At 41.8% G+C, this 15,540-nt stretch carries 16 protein-coding genes; 6 read left to right on the top strand and 10 right to left on the bottom strand.

Going from position 1 to position 15,540, the window contains the following annotated elements; all coding sequences use genetic code 11:
* From IGQ44_02305 to IGQ44_02295, 3 genes are all read right to left on the bottom strand, one after another.
* Positions 1-294: hypothetical protein (locus IGQ44_02305; protein ID HIK36811.1), on the bottom strand; the 294-nt coding region annotated here is incomplete at its 3' end.
* A gap of 217 nt (positions 295-511) precedes the next feature.
* A complete protein-coding gene (locus IGQ44_02300) occupies positions 512-4,051 on the bottom strand; it encodes a DNA gyrase subunit B (protein HIK36810.1) in 3,540 nt (1,179 codons plus the stop codon).
* Positions 4,052-4,162: 111 nt separating this feature from the next.
* A complete protein-coding gene (locus tag IGQ44_02295) occupies positions 4,163-4,354 on the bottom strand; it encodes a hypothetical protein (GenBank protein HIK36809.1) in 192 nt (63 codons plus the stop codon).
* A gap of 127 nt (positions 4,355-4,481) precedes the next feature.
* Between IGQ44_02295 and IGQ44_02290 the strand changes: the two genes are divergently transcribed.
* Positions 4,482-4,688 carry a hypothetical protein gene (locus IGQ44_02290; protein ID HIK36808.1) on the top strand — a complete coding sequence of 69 codons (207 nt, stop codon included), beginning with the start codon at positions 4,482-4,484 and terminating at the stop codon, positions 4,686-4,688.
* A 147-nt stretch (positions 4,689-4,835) separates the two neighbouring features.
* On the opposite strand, the gene IGQ44_02285 is transcribed toward IGQ44_02290, so the two are convergent.
* The 4 genes from IGQ44_02285 to IGQ44_02270 all read right to left on the bottom strand — a co-directional run bounded on the left by IGQ44_02285 (position 4,836) and on the right by IGQ44_02270 (position 8,477).
* The gene (locus IGQ44_02285; protein ID HIK36807.1) at positions 4,836-5,531 is read right to left on the bottom strand and encodes a sugar transferase; all 696 of its coding nucleotides are present in this window, start codon (positions 5,529-5,531) and stop codon (positions 4,836-4,838) included.
* Between the two features lie 384 nt (positions 5,532-5,915).
* Positions 5,916-6,242 (bottom strand): DUF3082 domain-containing protein, encoded by a 327-nt coding sequence (locus tag IGQ44_02280; GenBank protein HIK36806.1) that lies wholly within the window; start codon positions 6,240-6,242, stop codon positions 5,916-5,918.
* A 48-nt stretch (positions 6,243-6,290) separates the two neighbouring features.
* A complete protein-coding gene (egtD, locus tag IGQ44_02275) occupies positions 6,291-7,307 on the bottom strand; it encodes an L-histidine N(alpha)-methyltransferase (GenBank protein HIK36805.1) in 1,017 nt (338 codons plus the stop codon).
* 39 nt (positions 7,308-7,346) lie between these two features.
* Positions 7,347-8,477 (bottom strand): beta-ketoacyl-ACP synthase, encoded by a 1,131-nt coding sequence (locus tag IGQ44_02270; protein HIK36804.1) that lies wholly within the window; start codon positions 8,475-8,477, stop codon positions 7,347-7,349.
* A gap of 1,257 nt (positions 8,478-9,734) precedes the next feature.
* Between IGQ44_02270 and IGQ44_02265 the strand changes: the two genes are divergently transcribed.
* The 4 genes from IGQ44_02265 to IGQ44_02250 all read left to right on the top strand — a co-directional run bounded on the left by IGQ44_02265 (position 9,735) and on the right by IGQ44_02250 (position 11,828).
* Positions 9,735-9,920 carry a hypothetical protein gene (locus IGQ44_02265; GenBank protein HIK36803.1) on the top strand — a complete coding sequence of 62 codons (186 nt, stop codon included), beginning with the start codon at positions 9,735-9,737 and terminating at the stop codon, positions 9,918-9,920.
* 343 nt (positions 9,921-10,263) lie between these two features.
* On the top strand, positions 10,264-10,485 hold the full coding sequence (locus tag IGQ44_02260; protein ID HIK36802.1) for a transposase: 222 nt from the start codon (positions 10,264-10,266) through the stop codon (positions 10,483-10,485).
* A gap of 74 nt (positions 10,486-10,559) precedes the next feature.
* On the top strand, positions 10,560-10,886 hold the full coding sequence (locus IGQ44_02255; GenBank protein ID HIK36801.1) for a divalent-cation tolerance protein CutA: 327 nt from the start codon (positions 10,560-10,562) through the stop codon (positions 10,884-10,886).
* Positions 10,887-10,904: 18 nt separating this feature from the next.
* The gene (locus tag IGQ44_02250) at positions 10,905-11,828 is read left to right on the top strand and encodes a ParA family protein (protein ID HIK36800.1); all 924 of its coding nucleotides are present in this window, start codon (positions 10,905-10,907) and stop codon (positions 11,826-11,828) included.
* Here the strand turns inward: IGQ44_02250 and IGQ44_02245 are convergent, their stop codons facing one another.
* Positions 11,829-12,197: a hypothetical protein gene (locus IGQ44_02245; GenBank protein ID HIK36799.1), complete on the bottom strand. Its 369-nt coding sequence runs from the start codon at positions 12,195-12,197 to the stop codon at positions 11,829-11,831. It lies immediately after the preceding gene.
* A gap of 170 nt (positions 12,198-12,367) precedes the next feature.
* Between IGQ44_02245 and IGQ44_02240 the strand changes: the two genes are divergently transcribed.
* Positions 12,368-13,651 carry a glycosyltransferase family 4 protein gene (locus IGQ44_02240; protein HIK36798.1) on the top strand — a complete coding sequence of 428 codons (1,284 nt, stop codon included), beginning with the start codon at positions 12,368-12,370 and terminating at the stop codon, positions 13,649-13,651.
* Positions 13,652-13,705: 54 nt separating this feature from the next.
* Here the strand turns inward: IGQ44_02240 and IGQ44_02235 are convergent, their stop codons facing one another.
* A complete protein-coding gene (locus IGQ44_02235; GenBank protein HIK36797.1) occupies positions 13,706-14,113 on the bottom strand; it encodes an acyl-CoA thioesterase in 408 nt (135 codons plus the stop codon).
* A gap of 192 nt (positions 14,114-14,305) precedes the next feature.
* Positions 14,306-15,520, bottom strand: a complete 1,215-nt coding sequence (locus IGQ44_02230) for a homocysteine biosynthesis protein (GenBank protein HIK36796.1) — start codon at positions 15,518-15,520, stop codon at positions 14,306-14,308.
* Positions 15,521-15,540 lie beyond the last annotated feature (20 nt).

Genomic DNA, 15,540 nt, shown 5'->3' with positions numbered 1-15,540 from the left:
TAACAGGGAAGATGCCAAGAGACTTTTAAACCACAACCTCTTCCCCGTGGCAGTGGTGGTGGTAGTGGGAGTATTACCAAAAACCCTCACCATCGACGCAATTAATTTTTCAAGGAAATTCTCTTTTCCCCTTTCTATAAACAAGTCAACCCTGCCATTAGTCTTGTCAGTAACAACACCCCCAAGACACCATCCCAAAAACCATACTAACTCCCAGGTGATGGGAAGAAAACGGTCAAATTCCTCTTTCGGGGATGCAAAGGAGACAATTTTCACCTCTTCCTCTATAGTCATCAAATCTTGGAGAGTAAAACTGCTAAGAGGAAAACAATCAGTATTGTCATATTCCCGTTTGGTATTTTCCCTACTGTTGTGTTGGCGAAGAATATTTATATTTCCACCACCCCAGACAACACTGTCACTGGCACCAATAGCAGTAATATAGTTACAGATAAAAGGCCAATAATAAGTCTAGAGGGATTTTTGGGTGGGTCTGAGCCCACCCTATTGATTATACATCCAAATCGGTAATATTCAACTTGGGACCATAGGTTTCAATAAACTCCCTGCGGGGTCCAACTCGGTCCCCCATTAAAATGGTAAAAATACGATCGGCCTCAGCAGCATCCTCAATCTCTACCCTTTTTAAAATACGAGTTTCCGGATTCATGGTAGTCTCCCACAACTGCTCCGGCATCATCTCCCCTAACCCCTTAAATCTCTGAATGGTATAATTAGCATTGGGGCCAAAGGAGGCAATCCTTTCTTGCAATTCTCTCTCATTATAACAGTAATAGTAGTTCTTCCCCCTTTCTATCTTATACAACGGCGGGCAAGCAATATAAATGTAACCCTGTTCCACTAACTCCCGCTGGTAACGATAGAAGAAGGTTAGTAGAAGTGTGCGTATATGAGCCCCATCTACATCTGCATCAGTATTATGACAAGCTACAGCTCCGGTGCCACAAAGGAAATTCTCATCTTCTCTCACAGAGAAGTCATAAACATAATCCCCTTGTAAATCTACTTCTTGGTTAGCAATTACCCTCAACCCCATCAAGTCATCACTGATAGCAACACACTCTACTTCCTCCGCCTCGTCACCACTAGTAAGATACTTCTGCAACTGTTGACTATGGGGATGGAGTTGCCATATATGCCTACATTTTTCCAATTGTGACTTGCCGCTGATGCTGATAACATAACCGGAGGAAGAATGGTAATTGTCTGCAATGACACCCAACTGTAAGAGAAGATATAATAACCCCTCCTTCAACCAGTGAGAGGGGGTAATAAACAGGAGACTGTTGTTATGGATAAAGCCATCAGCCAAGAAATAAGCTTGCAAAAACTCATATTGTAACTCTTGAGGGAGGGTAAAAACCAAATTAGGCAAAGACTTTTGAGAGGGAGGTTTAGTCATCCCCCATGCCTGTAACAGGGAAGATGCCAAGAGACTTTTAAACCACAACCTCTTCCCCGTGGCAGTGGTGGTGGTAGTGGGAGTATTACCAAAAACCTTCACAATCGACGTGATTAATTTTTCAAGGAAATTCTCTTTCCCTCTTTCTATAAACAAGTCAACCCTGCTATTAGTCTTGTCAGTAACAACACCCCCAAGACACCATCCCAAAAACCATACTAACTCCCGGGTGATGGGAAGAAAACGGTCAAATTCCTCTTTCGGGGATGCAAAGGAGACAATTTTCACCTCTTCCCCTATAGTCATCAAATCTTGGAGAGTAAAACTACTAAGGGGAAAACAATCAGTATTGTCATATTCCCGTTTGGTATTTTCCCTACTGTTGTGTTGGCGAAGAATATTTACATTTCCACCACCGTAGACAACACTGTCACTGGCACCAATAGTAGTAATATAGTTCAGGAAGGAGAGTAAACTGGGTTTTGTTAACCCTTTTTCCCAGCGGTTGATTTCTCTTTCATCTGTTAACCCACAAACAGTAGCCAATTCTCTTTCAGTGATACCCCTTACCTTCCTCAGTGTCACTAATTTCTCCCACTGGCAATCATCTAAAGACACCCTCAAAGACTCGGCATCTACCCAAACAGTTACCCTTCGGCGAAAAATTTCAGACAATCCCCTACCACGAAGGTAAAAACTATCAGTAAAGCCTGCCTGGGAAAACAGCTGTAACAAGTCAATGGGAGTAGAGGGGGTATGACAGGAAGGCAAACGACGGGAGACTACCAGCCAGTCGCCTACTTTCACCTCATTCCCCTTTTTCAGTTTTACTTTGCCATCTTCATATACAAAGACACTATGAGAAGATGTTACCTTTACTGAACGATTATAACGAGTAGTGAGCTGATAAATTTTTCCGTGATGGGGATGACGGATAACGGCAGCAAGGGGGCGAAAACGAGTTAAATTAGTCTTCAAGTCAAAACACAATACCTGATAGTCTGTGGGGTTACGTCTGCCTTCCACACAGTCATCGATAAACCCCCCGACTGTAACTAACTGGATATTGCCATAATTGTCTTTTACTAGGGTAGTTTCATCGCCGGCAACGGACATGATAACAATCCTATGATAACGCAACTGGGAGGGGTCAAATTCGTCTCCCTTAATCCCCAAACCCAAGGCGGCAATGAGAGACTGAATTTCGGCATTTTTATAGATTTTGGCATCGTCAGTCTTTTCTATATTCAAAATTTTACCCCTCAATGGCAAGACTGCCTGGAAACGTCTATCTCTTCCCTGCTTTGCACTACCGCCTGCACTATCCCCTTCTACAAGAAAAATCTCCGATTCTGCTGGATCTTTTGAACTACAATCTGCTAATTTGCCAGGTAGGGGGGAAGACTCCAAAACCGATTTGCGTCTAACTAATTCCCGCGCGCGTCTTGCTGCCTCTGCCGCCTTGTATGCCTGAATTGCCTTTTCTATAATACTATCGGCCACTTGAGGATGGAATTCCAAATATTCACTTAAAGCCTCTCCCACTAATGAGTCGACTATGCCTCTCACCTCAGAATTGCCCAATTTAGTCTTAGTTTGCCCCTCAAATTCAGGATTAGGCACTTTTACAGAGATTACCGCCGTTAATCCCTCTCTGACATTCTCTCCCGCCAAATTAGGCTCATTTTCTTTAAGTTTATTTCTCCTACGGGCTATATTATTAAGAGTACGGGTTAAAACGGTTTTTAAACCCTCTAAATGTGTGCCTCCGTCTACAGTGCGGATATTATTAGCAAAGCCTAGAATAGTGTCACTATAAGAGTCTACACACCACTGCAAAGCCACCTCCACCTGGACACCATTTTTCTCCCCCGTAATGTATATGATGTCATCATGTAGCAACTCCTTGTCTTGTGTCATGTAGGCGACATATTCTTTAATACCCCCTTGATAACAATAGGTTTCTACCCTAGGGGGCTGAACTCGTTTGTCAGTGAAAGTAATACTAACACCGGCGTTGAGATAGGCTAATTCCCTAAGACGGGTGGCAATGGTGTTATAATCGAACTGGGTGGTTTCTGTAAAAATTTCCGCGTCGGGGAGAAAAGTAACGGAGGTGCCGCGGGGATGATTGGTATCATTGTCTCTAGTAATCAATTCAGTAACCGGCTTTCCTCTTTCAAAACGCTGGGTATACACTTTCCCATCACGCCATACTGTCACCTCCACCCAGGCAGACAAGGCATTGACAACAGAAATTCCTACCCCATGCAAGCCACCAGAAACCTTATAACCCCCGCCACCAAATTTACCCCCCGCATGTAATACAGTTAAAACTGTTTCTAGTGCGGATTTACCTGTACGTGGGTGAATGTCTGTGGGGATACCCCTCCCATTGTCTACCACCGTTACTGACCCGTCTTCGTTCAAGGATACATCAATATTGGTACAATAACCGGCCAAAGCCTCATCGATGGAGTTATCTACTACCTCATATACTAGATGGTGTAAACCTCTTATCCCAGTAGAACCAATATACATCCCCGGGCGCTTTCTGACAGGCTCTAATCCTTCCAATACCTGTATTTGTTCTGCACTATAATTGTCTGCTGGATTTTTTTTATTCATGGATAAATCCCCTTTTCTCGACCTCGACGACTTTTTTGTCAAAAAACAGACCATTTAACAGTCTAACATGATTTTATTTGCTTTTGGATGAATTTTTAGAAGGGGGTGCAGCTAAAGACTATTTTCCTGTATTACCTCAAAGTCCGACTCTTCCAAAGATAAAATTATCTCTTCTGGGATACTAGAGGGAATAACCACTCTTACTAGCCAACGGGAGGGAGATTCCTGCATGACTAGATAACCTACCAATCCCCTAGCATATTCTGGGTTTTTCACTCTCACCGCCATCCCCACTCGTAGCATTTCCTCCCTTCCACCTTTTTGTTATCCTTTCTTTAACAGCACCTTAAATTAAGGTTAAGATAGGGTTAATATAGATTAGTATAGGGCATTGTCCATATTTTGTTGAGGAAAAGGGAAGTTTCATCCCATGAAAAGACATTCAGAAGACTGCCAGTCAAAAAAAATAAGCCAAAAAAATAGCCTAGGAGAAAATTTGCGACTTTTTTCTCTAAAAGTGGAGTATATAGCCGGATTACATAGTAATGGTAAAATCTCTACCGCAGAGGCTATAGAGAGAATAAATCACCTGTGGCAACTAATAGAAGATCAGGTGAAAAATGGATACACTCAATAATAATATTAGCCTAAAATAAAACTGTGTTGTGTTGTTTTAAGGTTATAGAATAAAAGGGCAAAAAAATAGAGGCCATTTTCTCTCCTTTATTTTGACCTCAGGGGGGTGTGTTTTGGTAATTTTTATGCCAGTTTTAAGAGTTATTTTTTAACAAGCACCCTTGCCTTGGAATACTGCTTTAATCGTGAGGAGAATCAGGTATAAATCGTACCAGACTGACCATTTTCTTTGATATTCTAAGTCCATGTCTACAATTTTCTCAAAATCGGTGATAGATGAACGTCCTTTTGCCTGCCACTCACCAGTGATACCAGGTTTAACCCGTAGACGCGACCAGTGTCTTGCATTATAATATGCTACCTCATCAGGAATGGGAGGACGAGTCCCAACCAAACTCATATCCCCTATCAAGACATTCCAAAATTGTGGAAATTCGTCTATACTGGTTTTCCGTAGGAATCTACCGACTCTTGTAATTCTGGGATCATTTTCATTTTTGAATATATGTCCCCTCACCCTATTTTCCACTAGGTGTTTTTTCTTGTCGGCATCCTTATACATGCTACGGAATTTCCAGATGCGAAAGGGTTTCCCATTCAAGCCACAGCGAATCTGACTATAAAAAATTGGGCCTTCACTATCCAATTTAATGGCTATTGCCACAGGCAGGAAAATAATAGCCGTAATCGACAGGCCAATCAAAGCACCTACAATATCTATTACCCTCTTCCAGAAAGAGTAGACGGAGGGGTGTACTGTCTCATTATATCCCACAAGGGGAGCGAGGTTAGGATTCGACCACTTGTCGGTGTTATGAGTATCATTCACGAAGACTGCAAACATGGATCTAGACCTTAGGGCCACGGGGATTTATTTTTTTTGTTCAGAAAAAGAAGAATATATTGTGACAAAAAACTAAATAATATTTATTTCCTCTATCCTAAATTTTAAAACAGAAACCTCAAAAGTGTCACCAATCCTAGTATCAAGATTTTATTAAGTGACAATTTAAAGATTTTGTAAAGAGCAAATAATAACTTTAAATAAAATACATATTTTGCCCATGGCACCCCACAAATCCCTGGCTAATCCTTAAGAGCATGTAACTAAGTAGTCAAGAGGTATGGGGTTTGTAAGAGGCAAAAATAAGTTCAAACAGAATGTCCCACTCTTGCCCATTACAGCATATAGTTCCTCAACACTTAAGGAAAAACAACTAAGTATTGACTAAGGGGAGGGATTGCCCTTGAGGGAATCCAGGATTAGTTTGAATCCCAAGAGAGTTAAGCCTACAGCCACCAGGGAGAATACAAAGGTAGCAAGCATGGTAATACCAATAACTAAAGTCCTAACGGTGGCGGCAATATTGACAGCGAGGGGATTGGAGAAGGTGATAGGGGTGTTGGCATAGGTAAAAACCACTGCCTTAGTCAAATGGAAGGAGGCAAAACCTATACCGCCGGCAATGCTACCCCCTATAAAACAGCGTAGGGGGGTTATTTTTGTCTCGGCTGGTGAGGGGTTGGATTTGTTGTTTTCCTGGGGGTTGTTCATAATGAGGAGAAAATAGATGTTTATTACAGCCTTACATCGAGGGAAATTCTAACATAAATTGGTGGTATTTATTTGAGTCAGAATCAAGGCAAACCATTGGTTTTTGTCTGTCCAGTATTTTACTGTCTTCAAGTCATATTTCCCCAGAGTAGCCATTATATTTTGAAGGTCAAATTTGCGGGAAATTTCCGTCAGTATTCTATCTCCCCCTTTAAATGCTATTTCTAAATCTAGTTTATTTAGGACCACCGTGTGAGCTTTTACCGCTTGTAAATACATTTCTATTTGGTGTTTTTCAGGGTTATAGATTGCCTGATGTTCAAACAGAGCTAAATTAAAATTGCCTTCAAAACGCCAGTTGAGATGGGAAAGAATATTCAAATTGAAGGCAGCAGTAATACCCTGACTGTCATTGTAGGCTTTTTCTACGATGTCTATGGGTTTTTGTAAGTCAATACCCAAAAGGAAATAATCACCAGGATTTAAAACTTGCCTCACTAAGCCAAAAAACTCTTCAGTCTCTTCTGGGGTAAAATTGCCTAATGTACTCCCCAAAAAAATTAGCATTCTCCTATGCCAGGGAGAAGGCAACTGTAATAGGGCTTGTTCATAAGTACCCACTAAGCCTAGAATGGACAAAAGGGGATAATCGTGAAACAATTTAAGGGCACTATTGTAAAGAGTGTCCCTGCTAACGTCAATAGGGATATAACGCCAGGGTTTGCCCAAATTCTCATAAGCTGATAGTAGTAAACGGGTTTTTTGGGAATTGCCACTACCTAATTCCACTAACTCACATAACCCGGTAATAGAAGCAATCTCCTCACAAACAGAGACTAGAATAGCAGTCTCTGTGCGTGTTAAATAATACTCTGGCAATTCACAAATCCGTTCAAATAATTCCGAACCCCTACTATCATAGAAATACTTGGGGGGTAAAGTCTTGGGGGAGGAGGTTAAACCCCTAATAACATCTTCCCCCTCCCTGGCATCTGCCTGGTAGTTGTCTAGGTATTTGACTTCAAAACGGGCATCAGACAATAATCCGGGATTAGTGATAATCATAACTGTAAAAATGGATTAACTTTTCCCCTAAGATTAGCACTAAAGACGCCCCATTACTACTACTGCATTTTGACCACCAAAACCAAAGGCTAGGCTTAACATTATTCTCAGGGGGAGTAGGCGTGGCTGGGTTACAAAGTTGAGGGGAAACTCCAACTCCATCTCTGCTGTTTGGGGTAGTAATAACTGTTTTTGTAACGCCAAAAAATTCAAGGCTGTAGTAATGGCGCCTGCCCCTCCTAGTGTATGCCCTGTGTAGCACTTAGTAGAACTTACAAAACTGTGGGGGAAAAGAGATTGAATGATCTTAGCTTCCCTCTCATCGTTGAGGACAGTACCAGTGCCGTGGGCGTGGATATAATCAATATCAGAAGGGGAAATGCCACTGCGTCGTAAACAGTCTTCTATCATTCTGGTGGCAGTAATACCGTCAGCCGCAGGCGCAGTCAATTGCTGTGCGTCACAGGAAATGCCCCAACTGTAAATACGCCCATAAATCTTTGCACCACGTTTTTCCGCTTCCTCCAATGATTCCAATAGTAACATGGCACCTCCCTCTGCCAATACAAACCCATCCCGTTTTTTGGCAAAGGGATAACACCCCCTCCCGGACATCGCCTTCATCTGGATAAACCCTGCAATGGTTAACGGCGTAATCGCACTATCCAGCCCTCCTACTACAACTTTATCACATATATTTTGTTGAATTAATTCGTATCCCTGGGCAATAGCAACTAGGCCTGTAGCACAAGCATTGGCGGGAGATAATACTACTCCTTCACTCTGGAGATACTTAGCAGTGATTATGGCTGGCTGACAGGGGAGGGTATTTAACCAGTTGGAGGGGTGAATAGACTGCCGGAGGAATAATTCCCAATTACTCTGACAGCCTCTACTAGACCCAATTACCACTGCTATCTCTTTTTGGGGTATACTGAGGAGGGCATCTTGGCACAGTTGTTCAATCAGACTTACTGTTAAGTCTTCAATGGGGGTGGGTTTAGGGTTAATCATCCCCAGAGGCAGAGGCGGGAAACAAGAAAAGGGTTGATGCATTCTAATCCCCGACTTACCCTGAATAATACCTTCCCATGTCTGTTTTGTGTTGCCTAGACAGGAGATGATACTAATCCCCGTTACTACGACTACTTTTTTCTTTACATTCCCCATGATGCTTTCCTTGTCTCTAGTCAATGGTATTGGCGACTAGTATTTGGTGCTATGGAGGAATTATTGATTTTTATGGATGTCTATAGTACAATTGTCGGGCAGGACTGTCCCAATAGCCAAAAGGTAGGGCCTATTTATAGGGGGGTATGGCAATTCAAGAAGGGAAAGAAAAGATGCCCAATCTGACGCAACTTTTATTAGAGACTGGAATTGTTTTGGGAGAAAACTATAAACAATCAAAAACATGAGGACTTGACACAGGACTTTTACAATGGTTTATGATTATAAATACCCGCGTGGCGTTTTTTTATATTTTCTATTTTCTCTACAAAATTCCACGGTTTAACGCCAAAAGAAAGGTATAAAAACTCTTCCTTCGGGTAATAACAGATGGGAGATATAATATAGGCCTACATCTATTCCTCCCAGACAGTATAAGAGTGACATTATAAGAGTACCACAGGTTAAACCTCTTCCTAGAGAGGACATAAATATAGCCACAGTATACACGGAAATTTCAACAAACTTCTAAAACTAAAATTCCTAAAATCAAACACCTCTGTCAGTGCCGGCGGGGTTTGGATAGTTTTGTCTCCTACATCTAGAAGATATTTAAACAAATTTGTCTCAAGGTTGAAATAGGAGAATAAATGGTAGACCATTGCCTTATCCGGAGACAAAAATGAATGGTAATCCCCAAAAAAGTGACAAGGCTTTGGGGAAAGAAAACAATAGTAAATATGGGAGCATCGTTGCGGAATATTAGAAAAAAATGCCGGGGATAAATGGGTTTTCAAGAGATACAAAAAACAGCAAAAAAGTTCAGTTTTAAATTTAAAAATGCAGTTAAAAGGCGAAAGTAGGAACACAAAATCGGTCGTTTAGTAGGCCCATGGAGAAAAAAACAAGGCATACCAAGAAAATACAGACATGACATAATACGCCATTTGTGGTTCTAACCGTTGTGTTGAATGGGTTAAAATAGTGTTCAACCCTCCGGTAAACGAAAATTACTTTGGCAATGGGGAAAAACTTTTACATTAGAATCCTCAAGGACATCTCACTCAAAATCAAAAAAAATTCAATTCCTAAAAGTGGCTGAAGGTTTATAACTATATCCGCCATAAATGGAATAACTCCCATACCAAAAGGCCCTATCTCCTGTTGGATATACAGGGAAGTTAAAAGGTTAATTCAAAAAGAAGAAAATAGTTTAAAAAAATGACTAATGGGTTAGGGTAAGAAAAGGTGGAATACATGTCTTTTGACGAGGTGTGGACTTACGTTAAAGCAAGGAAAGGGGAGAAAAGAAAATCTGTACACATCTGGAATGCAGTAAAGTTTAAAGATGGAAGAGAAAAAACAGTTTTTGAGGTGGGGGATAGAAATGGGAAGACTTTTTTAGAGCCTTATGAAAAATTTTCCCTAGTATTTATGTATTAAAACATCTACTATAAAGTTTATAAAGAATGGATAGAGGGGTATAGACATGTGGTTGGGACCTATGGGGAAATAAATAACAACGAAGCTATACCCTCTATGTTAATAGATAAAAACAGTAGGTTAAGAGGAGGACAAAGGGATATAGTAGGAGTACAGATATGTTGAGGTATTCTATGGCTATAAGTCTTAAATTTGGAGATAATAAGCATGTATGGTGATAATCAACTATTGCAGTAAAATACCGGGGAATAAGGGATACATAGACGGGCCAATAAAAACCTACAGAAACCATTAGAAGATAGATGATAGGGAATAATACAAAACGAAGGAAAAAATCTAGGGGATAAAGATAGTAGAGATAAACCCGGCATACACGTCACAGAGATATAGTAGCTGTGGGTATAAAGATAAAAGCAACAGAAAAAAAAGACACACGGGGTATGGACTTTGTGGTGAAAGGGTAAAGAGTCAGGTAAACAAGGCAAAAAACATCCATTTGCCTATAAAAAGACATATTGAGGGATTAAACGGGTATAATGGTGTCCTTGTGGGGATTTTGATTTGAAGGGAAATCCATATTACAAGGATTCTCTGGATAAACTTATAAACCCCGCGAGTGTAATAAAAGCCAAGAGGTTTATGACTGTCAAGGATTGTGGTGTGATTTTGGTTACAACCAATAGTGAAGAAGAGGCTAAAAACATTGCCAGGATTTTGGTGTCGGAAAAATTGGCAGCCTGTGTTAATATTTTCCCTATTCACTCCATCTACCGTTGGCAAGGGGAAGTGTGTGAAGATAGGGAATGGCAGTTGGTAATCAAAACCAATTTAAAACTATTCCCCCAGCTAGCAGAAAAAATCAAAAGCCTACATTCCTATCAAACCCCAGAAATCATCGCTTTGCCACTAGTAGATGGCAGCCAATCCTATATTGAATGGTTACAAGACTCTGTTATTCACCTGTAGACATTGATTAGTACGTATATGGGATATATTATTAGTACAGTAAACATGAAAGGAGGGGTGGGAAAAACTACCCTCACCGTCAATTTAGCCGCTTGTCTAGCTAAAGCGTATAATAAAAAGGTTCTGGTATTGGATTTAGACAGCCAGATTAGTGCCACTTTAAGTCTTCTACCACCTCATGAGTTTGGCAAACTACGCAAAAACAGAAAAACCCTCAGCTACCTGCTTGATTTAGCAGTCACATCTAACCTCCATAGTAAACTCCCCACCACAGACCTTATCATATCCCCTCTTTCCAATTTGAGTCAACTACACCTTTTGCCAGGGGATATTGAATTGTATGACGAGTATCTTATCTCCGAAAAATTACACCAACAAGCCATTCAGGAGAATAAAGCAAGTGACTTTGAGGGGGTTTGGAATAATTTTGAGAGTCTATTGCTGCAGGATATTCTTAAACCTGTAGTAGCCAATTATGATTTTATCATTCTAGACTGTGCACCTGGCTATAATATTCTAACCCGTAGTGCCCTAGCTGCCAGTGATTTTTATATTCTACCAGCAAGGCCAGAATTTCTCTCCCTAGTGGGTATCCAGTTGTTAGAAAGAAGGGTGAGAAAACTGAGAGAAAGCCATCAGGATAACCATTCCCTCAAACTCCAACTGTTAGGTATTGTCTTCATCCTTTCTCAGAGTGGATTATTCGGGCGATACGCTAAGTATTACGAACAGGTAAAAAGAAGAATAAAACAAGACTTCCCCCCAGAGAAAATCTTTCTCACGGAAATCCCTATGGATGTAAATGTAGCCAAAGCGGTAGATGCTTCTATTCCGGTTACTATTATCACCCCTGACTGTAACGCCTCAAAGGCATTTTACCGTCTCACGGAGGAATTCTTACAAAAACTGACCCAACAAGCCACCCAAAAACAATCCGGCTAGTCACACCACTTCATCCCGGGGGGTGTTAGTCTTTATTTTTACTCCCCTATACTGCAACCCTTTAAACTGTGCCACTCTTCTATTCCCCCTTACACCATTATTATAATTGATGCCACGGTAAATCAGTGTAGACTTGCCTCCCAAATTGCCTGACTGTGTCTGTACTTGTTCTATCCTATTCTTATCCTCCTCTTTGATTAGGATATCCTCGCCGGCAGTTACACTATCAATGGATTTTTGGGTAAGAAGCAATCCAGCAGCCAGAATTACCAACAATACGGGGGTTGGTGCATTTATCAAGCCTATTATTCCCACCACCAATACCAGAAATACCGACAACACCACGGTTAAACAAATAATTAGTTCCATATTTGTTAGCCCCGCCTACATGCAAATTCTCCCAATATTCCTGTTATAACTCCATCTTATCCGAAAAATGCATTTTCCTCTATAGCATTCCCTATTATCTTTGTTTAAGACAAAGCCTAAAATTATTGGGTCTTTTATAATGGAGGACTGTAATGAAAAGGAGGGAAGGGATGTCATCAAAGAAAAAGACGATTTTGTTTATTCATCCCAATTTTCCGGCACAATTTCGTCATTTGGCAGTACATTTAGGGAAAGACACTAATTACAATGTCTTTTTTGCCACCAAACGAAAGGAAGGGGAAATAGAGGGGGTTAGGAAAATTCTATACCAGCCGGCGAGACAACCCCACCCTTCCACCCATCACTACGTCAAACCACTAGAAGGTCAGGTTTTAGAAGGACAGGCAGTATACAGGGCATTACAGGCTTTGAAACAGAAGGGGTTTTACCCCGACATTATATACGGTCATTCTGGATGGGGGGCAACACTGTTTATGAAAGACTTGTTTCCCAAGGCGCGATTTGTATGTTACTTTGAATGGTTTTATAGAGCACATGGGTCGGATGCCGATTTTGACCCAAATGAGCCCCTTACAGCCGATGATGAAGCTAGAATAAGGGTGAAAAACAGTAGCATCCTCATCGACTTATACACCTGTGAGGCTGGTTTGTCTCCCACCCACTGGCAGAAACAACAATTCCCCCCAGAATATCATTCTAAAATTACTGTCCTCCATGACGGCATAGATACAGACTACTTCAAACCTAATCCAGAAAATAAACTAATTCTCCCTAGGATAAATCTAGATCTCAGCCACGTATCAGAGATAGTTACATACGTAGCTCGAGGGATGGAGCCCTACCGGGGGTTTCCGCAACTAATAGAAACCATTGGTATTTTACAGAAAAGACGTCCTCATACTCATTTTGTGGTTGTGGGGGAAAATAGGGTGGCTTATGGCAAACAACCACCTGAAGGTCAGACCTATCTGGATATAATGTTAAAGAAGGTTCCTTTAGATCTTAGCCGAGTACATTTTACTGGTCGTTTGTCCTATGACGAATACTTGAAAGTAATACAGAATTCTTCTGCCCACATATACTTGACTCGTCCCTTTGTGTTATCCTGGTCTATGATGGAGGCCATGGCGACGGGTTGCGTGATAATAGGCTCGGACACTCCGCCGGTGAGGGAGGTTATCGTTGACAATTACAATGGCCTGTTAGTGCCATTTTTTGAGCCCAACAAGATTGCCGATAAAGTGGAGTATGCCTTAGATAATCCTGACTTGATGGTTAAAATCAAGGAAAGGGCGAGAGAGACTATTGTAAGGAATTATAATCTCAAGGAACTATTGCCGCAACATCTTCATTGGCTGGAGACTGGGGAATTGCCCAAAACCCCATCAGTAAACAAGAAAAAAGCCAAGGGTTTTGCTACTAAATTGGCCTAAAATTGGCTCAATAGTCTTGGGATTTTTTGTTTTGTCTTCCCCGTGGAGGTAAAACTAACAGTTGCCGTTTATTTTATTGCCAATTTCCAGGATGAAATCGGGTATTTTTACAGTTTCACGAGTCTGGGGTTGAATGCCTATATGACGGGTTAAGGCAACGGCAACTTCTTCTGTTTCTTTCTCCACAAAGTATTTAATTTCAAACACCTTTTCACTCACCCGATTAAACCGGGTTTTGATGGTAATTAAATCTCCTACAAACAGGGGTTTAAAGAAGTCTATTTCCGCGTGGATTATTGGAATAGCCAGATTCTCATTGCCGAAGAAATAATCCAGTTTTATCCCAGCCTGTCGCAGCATTTCCTCATAGGCTTCATGGCAAATAGCTAGTAGACTAGCGAAGTAGACAACCCCTGCCGCATCTGTGTCTGCAAATCGAATAATTCTCCGATAAACAAACACTACTTATCCTGCTATGTGTACCCATTGAAGAGAATAACACAATGTTGCCCTCTTTTTCTCCCCCAGCAAGGGCATATTGCTATATACCCCCAAATCCTATCCCCTACACCCTACATCAAGGGGAGCATCTTGTCCAATGACAACATTCATATTGGCAACAAAACACAGTTTGTAACATTTATTAAGCTCCTCCTAAATAACGCCGTCTTGGGAGATAAAGGTCCTTTCTTTAGGAAGGGGTGCAACAGGCTCGGTAAGAATGAATTTGCCCTCCATAATTAACTGTTTAAGAGTCTCTGCCACCTGACGGGAAAGATAGAGGCTGGCAAGGGGCGCAACGCGAACGATTTGCCCCTCGATTTTGATTTTCCCCTGTTTTAGCTGGGCATAGCTAACCAAACCAAAACTAGGGCGCACCCGACGAGGGATGGAGAAGTCCACCACGGGAGCAAGGATATCCTTATCCTCCACGGCACAGTATTCAATAACCTTTTCGTTTAACACCGGCAAGGGAATACCAACCCCCAGCATCAAAGATGGACCATAATTTTTGAAGTAACACCCCCTCACCCACTGTCTACTCATCTTTTTGGCATCCCCTATTAAAGCCACGGTGGCTCCTGGGCCAATGGGAGTGCCATTAGGACTCCTCTTCTGGGAAGGAAAATGTTGTGTGCCCTCCCAGACAATCATCCCTTCTGCACCCCCCAAGAAAACCTTGCTGCCGACACCCACCACTTCCAGATAGGGATCATTTAACAAGGGGGATAAAGCCCCAGTGCAGGAATAGACGGCATTGCCCAAACGAGGCAATAGAGGGCCTAAATAGGTGTAGAGAGTCCTGTCGCCTCCATTCACGCCCACAATAAAATTTTGATATAAATTCCTAGGATTGTATAAGTAAAACTGATTTATTGTGTCCTTGGTGATAACCCCCTCAAAGGTAGCACGGGGGTAACAATCGGTAACATGACCAATGGCCTTGACGGTGACTGACTCCCCCGCTACCAGACTTTCAATGACATGGCCACCACCTCTTTCCACAGGGTTTGGGGGGGGTTTTGGGGAAAAAGACAAAGGGCCACTGTTTTCCCCCTCTCCCACTTCTGACACAGCGGTAGCCCCCAGATACAAATCCACCGCCCCCAGGCCAGCATAGGCGGGAACTCCATCCAACCAGCATTGGCGGATTTTTATGGGAGGATCTGTATGTCCCAGGTTGAGAAACGCCCCCGACGACTCCATGGGCTCAAAGGTGCCAGTACAGATTACATCCACTTGTTCATAAGTTTCCCTTATACCCAATTTCTTGACGTTATTCTTCAATTCTTCCACGGTCCAAACCCTTACCTTGCCCTGGAGAATCTTGTCATTGATTTCGGGGATCGTTCTCTTTCTCTCCGCCATAACAATTACTTATACTAGCT

Source organism: Geminocystis sp. M7585_C2015_104 (genome assembly GCA_015295805.1).
Classification (GTDB): domain Bacteria; phylum Cyanobacteriota; class Cyanobacteriia; order Cyanobacteriales; family Cyanobacteriaceae; genus DVEF01.
This window is presented reverse-complemented; position numbering and strand designations above follow the sequence as displayed.

Bases quoted from the DNA above. Each gene is read 5' to 3' on its own strand.
- IGQ44_02300 (HIK36810.1), bottom strand. From the start codon at position 4,051: ATGAATAAAAAAAATCCAGCAGACAATTATAGTGCAGAACAAATACAG.
- IGQ44_02295 (HIK36809.1), bottom strand. From the start codon at position 4,354: ATGCTACGAGTGGGGATGGCGGTGAGAGTGAAAAACCCAGAATATGCT.
- IGQ44_02290 (HIK36808.1), top strand. From the start codon at position 4,482: ATGAAAAGACATTCAGAAGACTGCCAGTCAAAAAAAATAAGCCAAAAA.
- IGQ44_02285 (HIK36807.1), bottom strand. From the start codon at position 5,531: ATGTTTGCAGTCTTCGTGAATGATACTCATAACACCGACAAGTGGTCG.
- IGQ44_02280 (HIK36806.1), bottom strand. From the start codon at position 6,242: ATGAACAACCCCCAGGAAAACAACAAATCCAACCCCTCACCAGCCGAG.
- egtD (HIK36805.1), bottom strand. From the start codon at position 7,307: ATGATTATCACTAATCCCGGATTATTGTCTGATGCCCGTTTTGAAGTC.
- IGQ44_02270 (HIK36804.1), bottom strand. From the start codon at position 8,477: ATGGGGAATGTAAAGAAAAAAGTAGTCGTAGTAACGGGGATTAGTATC.
- IGQ44_02265 (HIK36803.1), top strand. From the start codon at position 9,735: ATGTCTTTTGACGAGGTGTGGACTTACGTTAAAGCAAGGAAAGGGGAG.
- IGQ44_02255 (HIK36801.1), top strand. From the start codon at position 10,560: ATGACTGTCAAGGATTGTGGTGTGATTTTGGTTACAACCAATAGTGAA.
- IGQ44_02250 (HIK36800.1), top strand. From the start codon at position 10,905: ATGGGATATATTATTAGTACAGTAAACATGAAAGGAGGGGTGGGAAAA.
- IGQ44_02245 (HIK36799.1), bottom strand. From the start codon at position 12,197: ATGGAACTAATTATTTGTTTAACCGTGGTGTTGTCGGTATTTCTGGTA.
- IGQ44_02240 (HIK36798.1), top strand. From the start codon at position 12,368: ATGTCATCAAAGAAAAAGACGATTTTGTTTATTCATCCCAATTTTCCG.
- IGQ44_02230 (HIK36796.1), bottom strand. From the start codon at position 15,520: ATGGCGGAGAGAAAGAGAACGATCCCCGAAATCAATGACAAGATTCTC.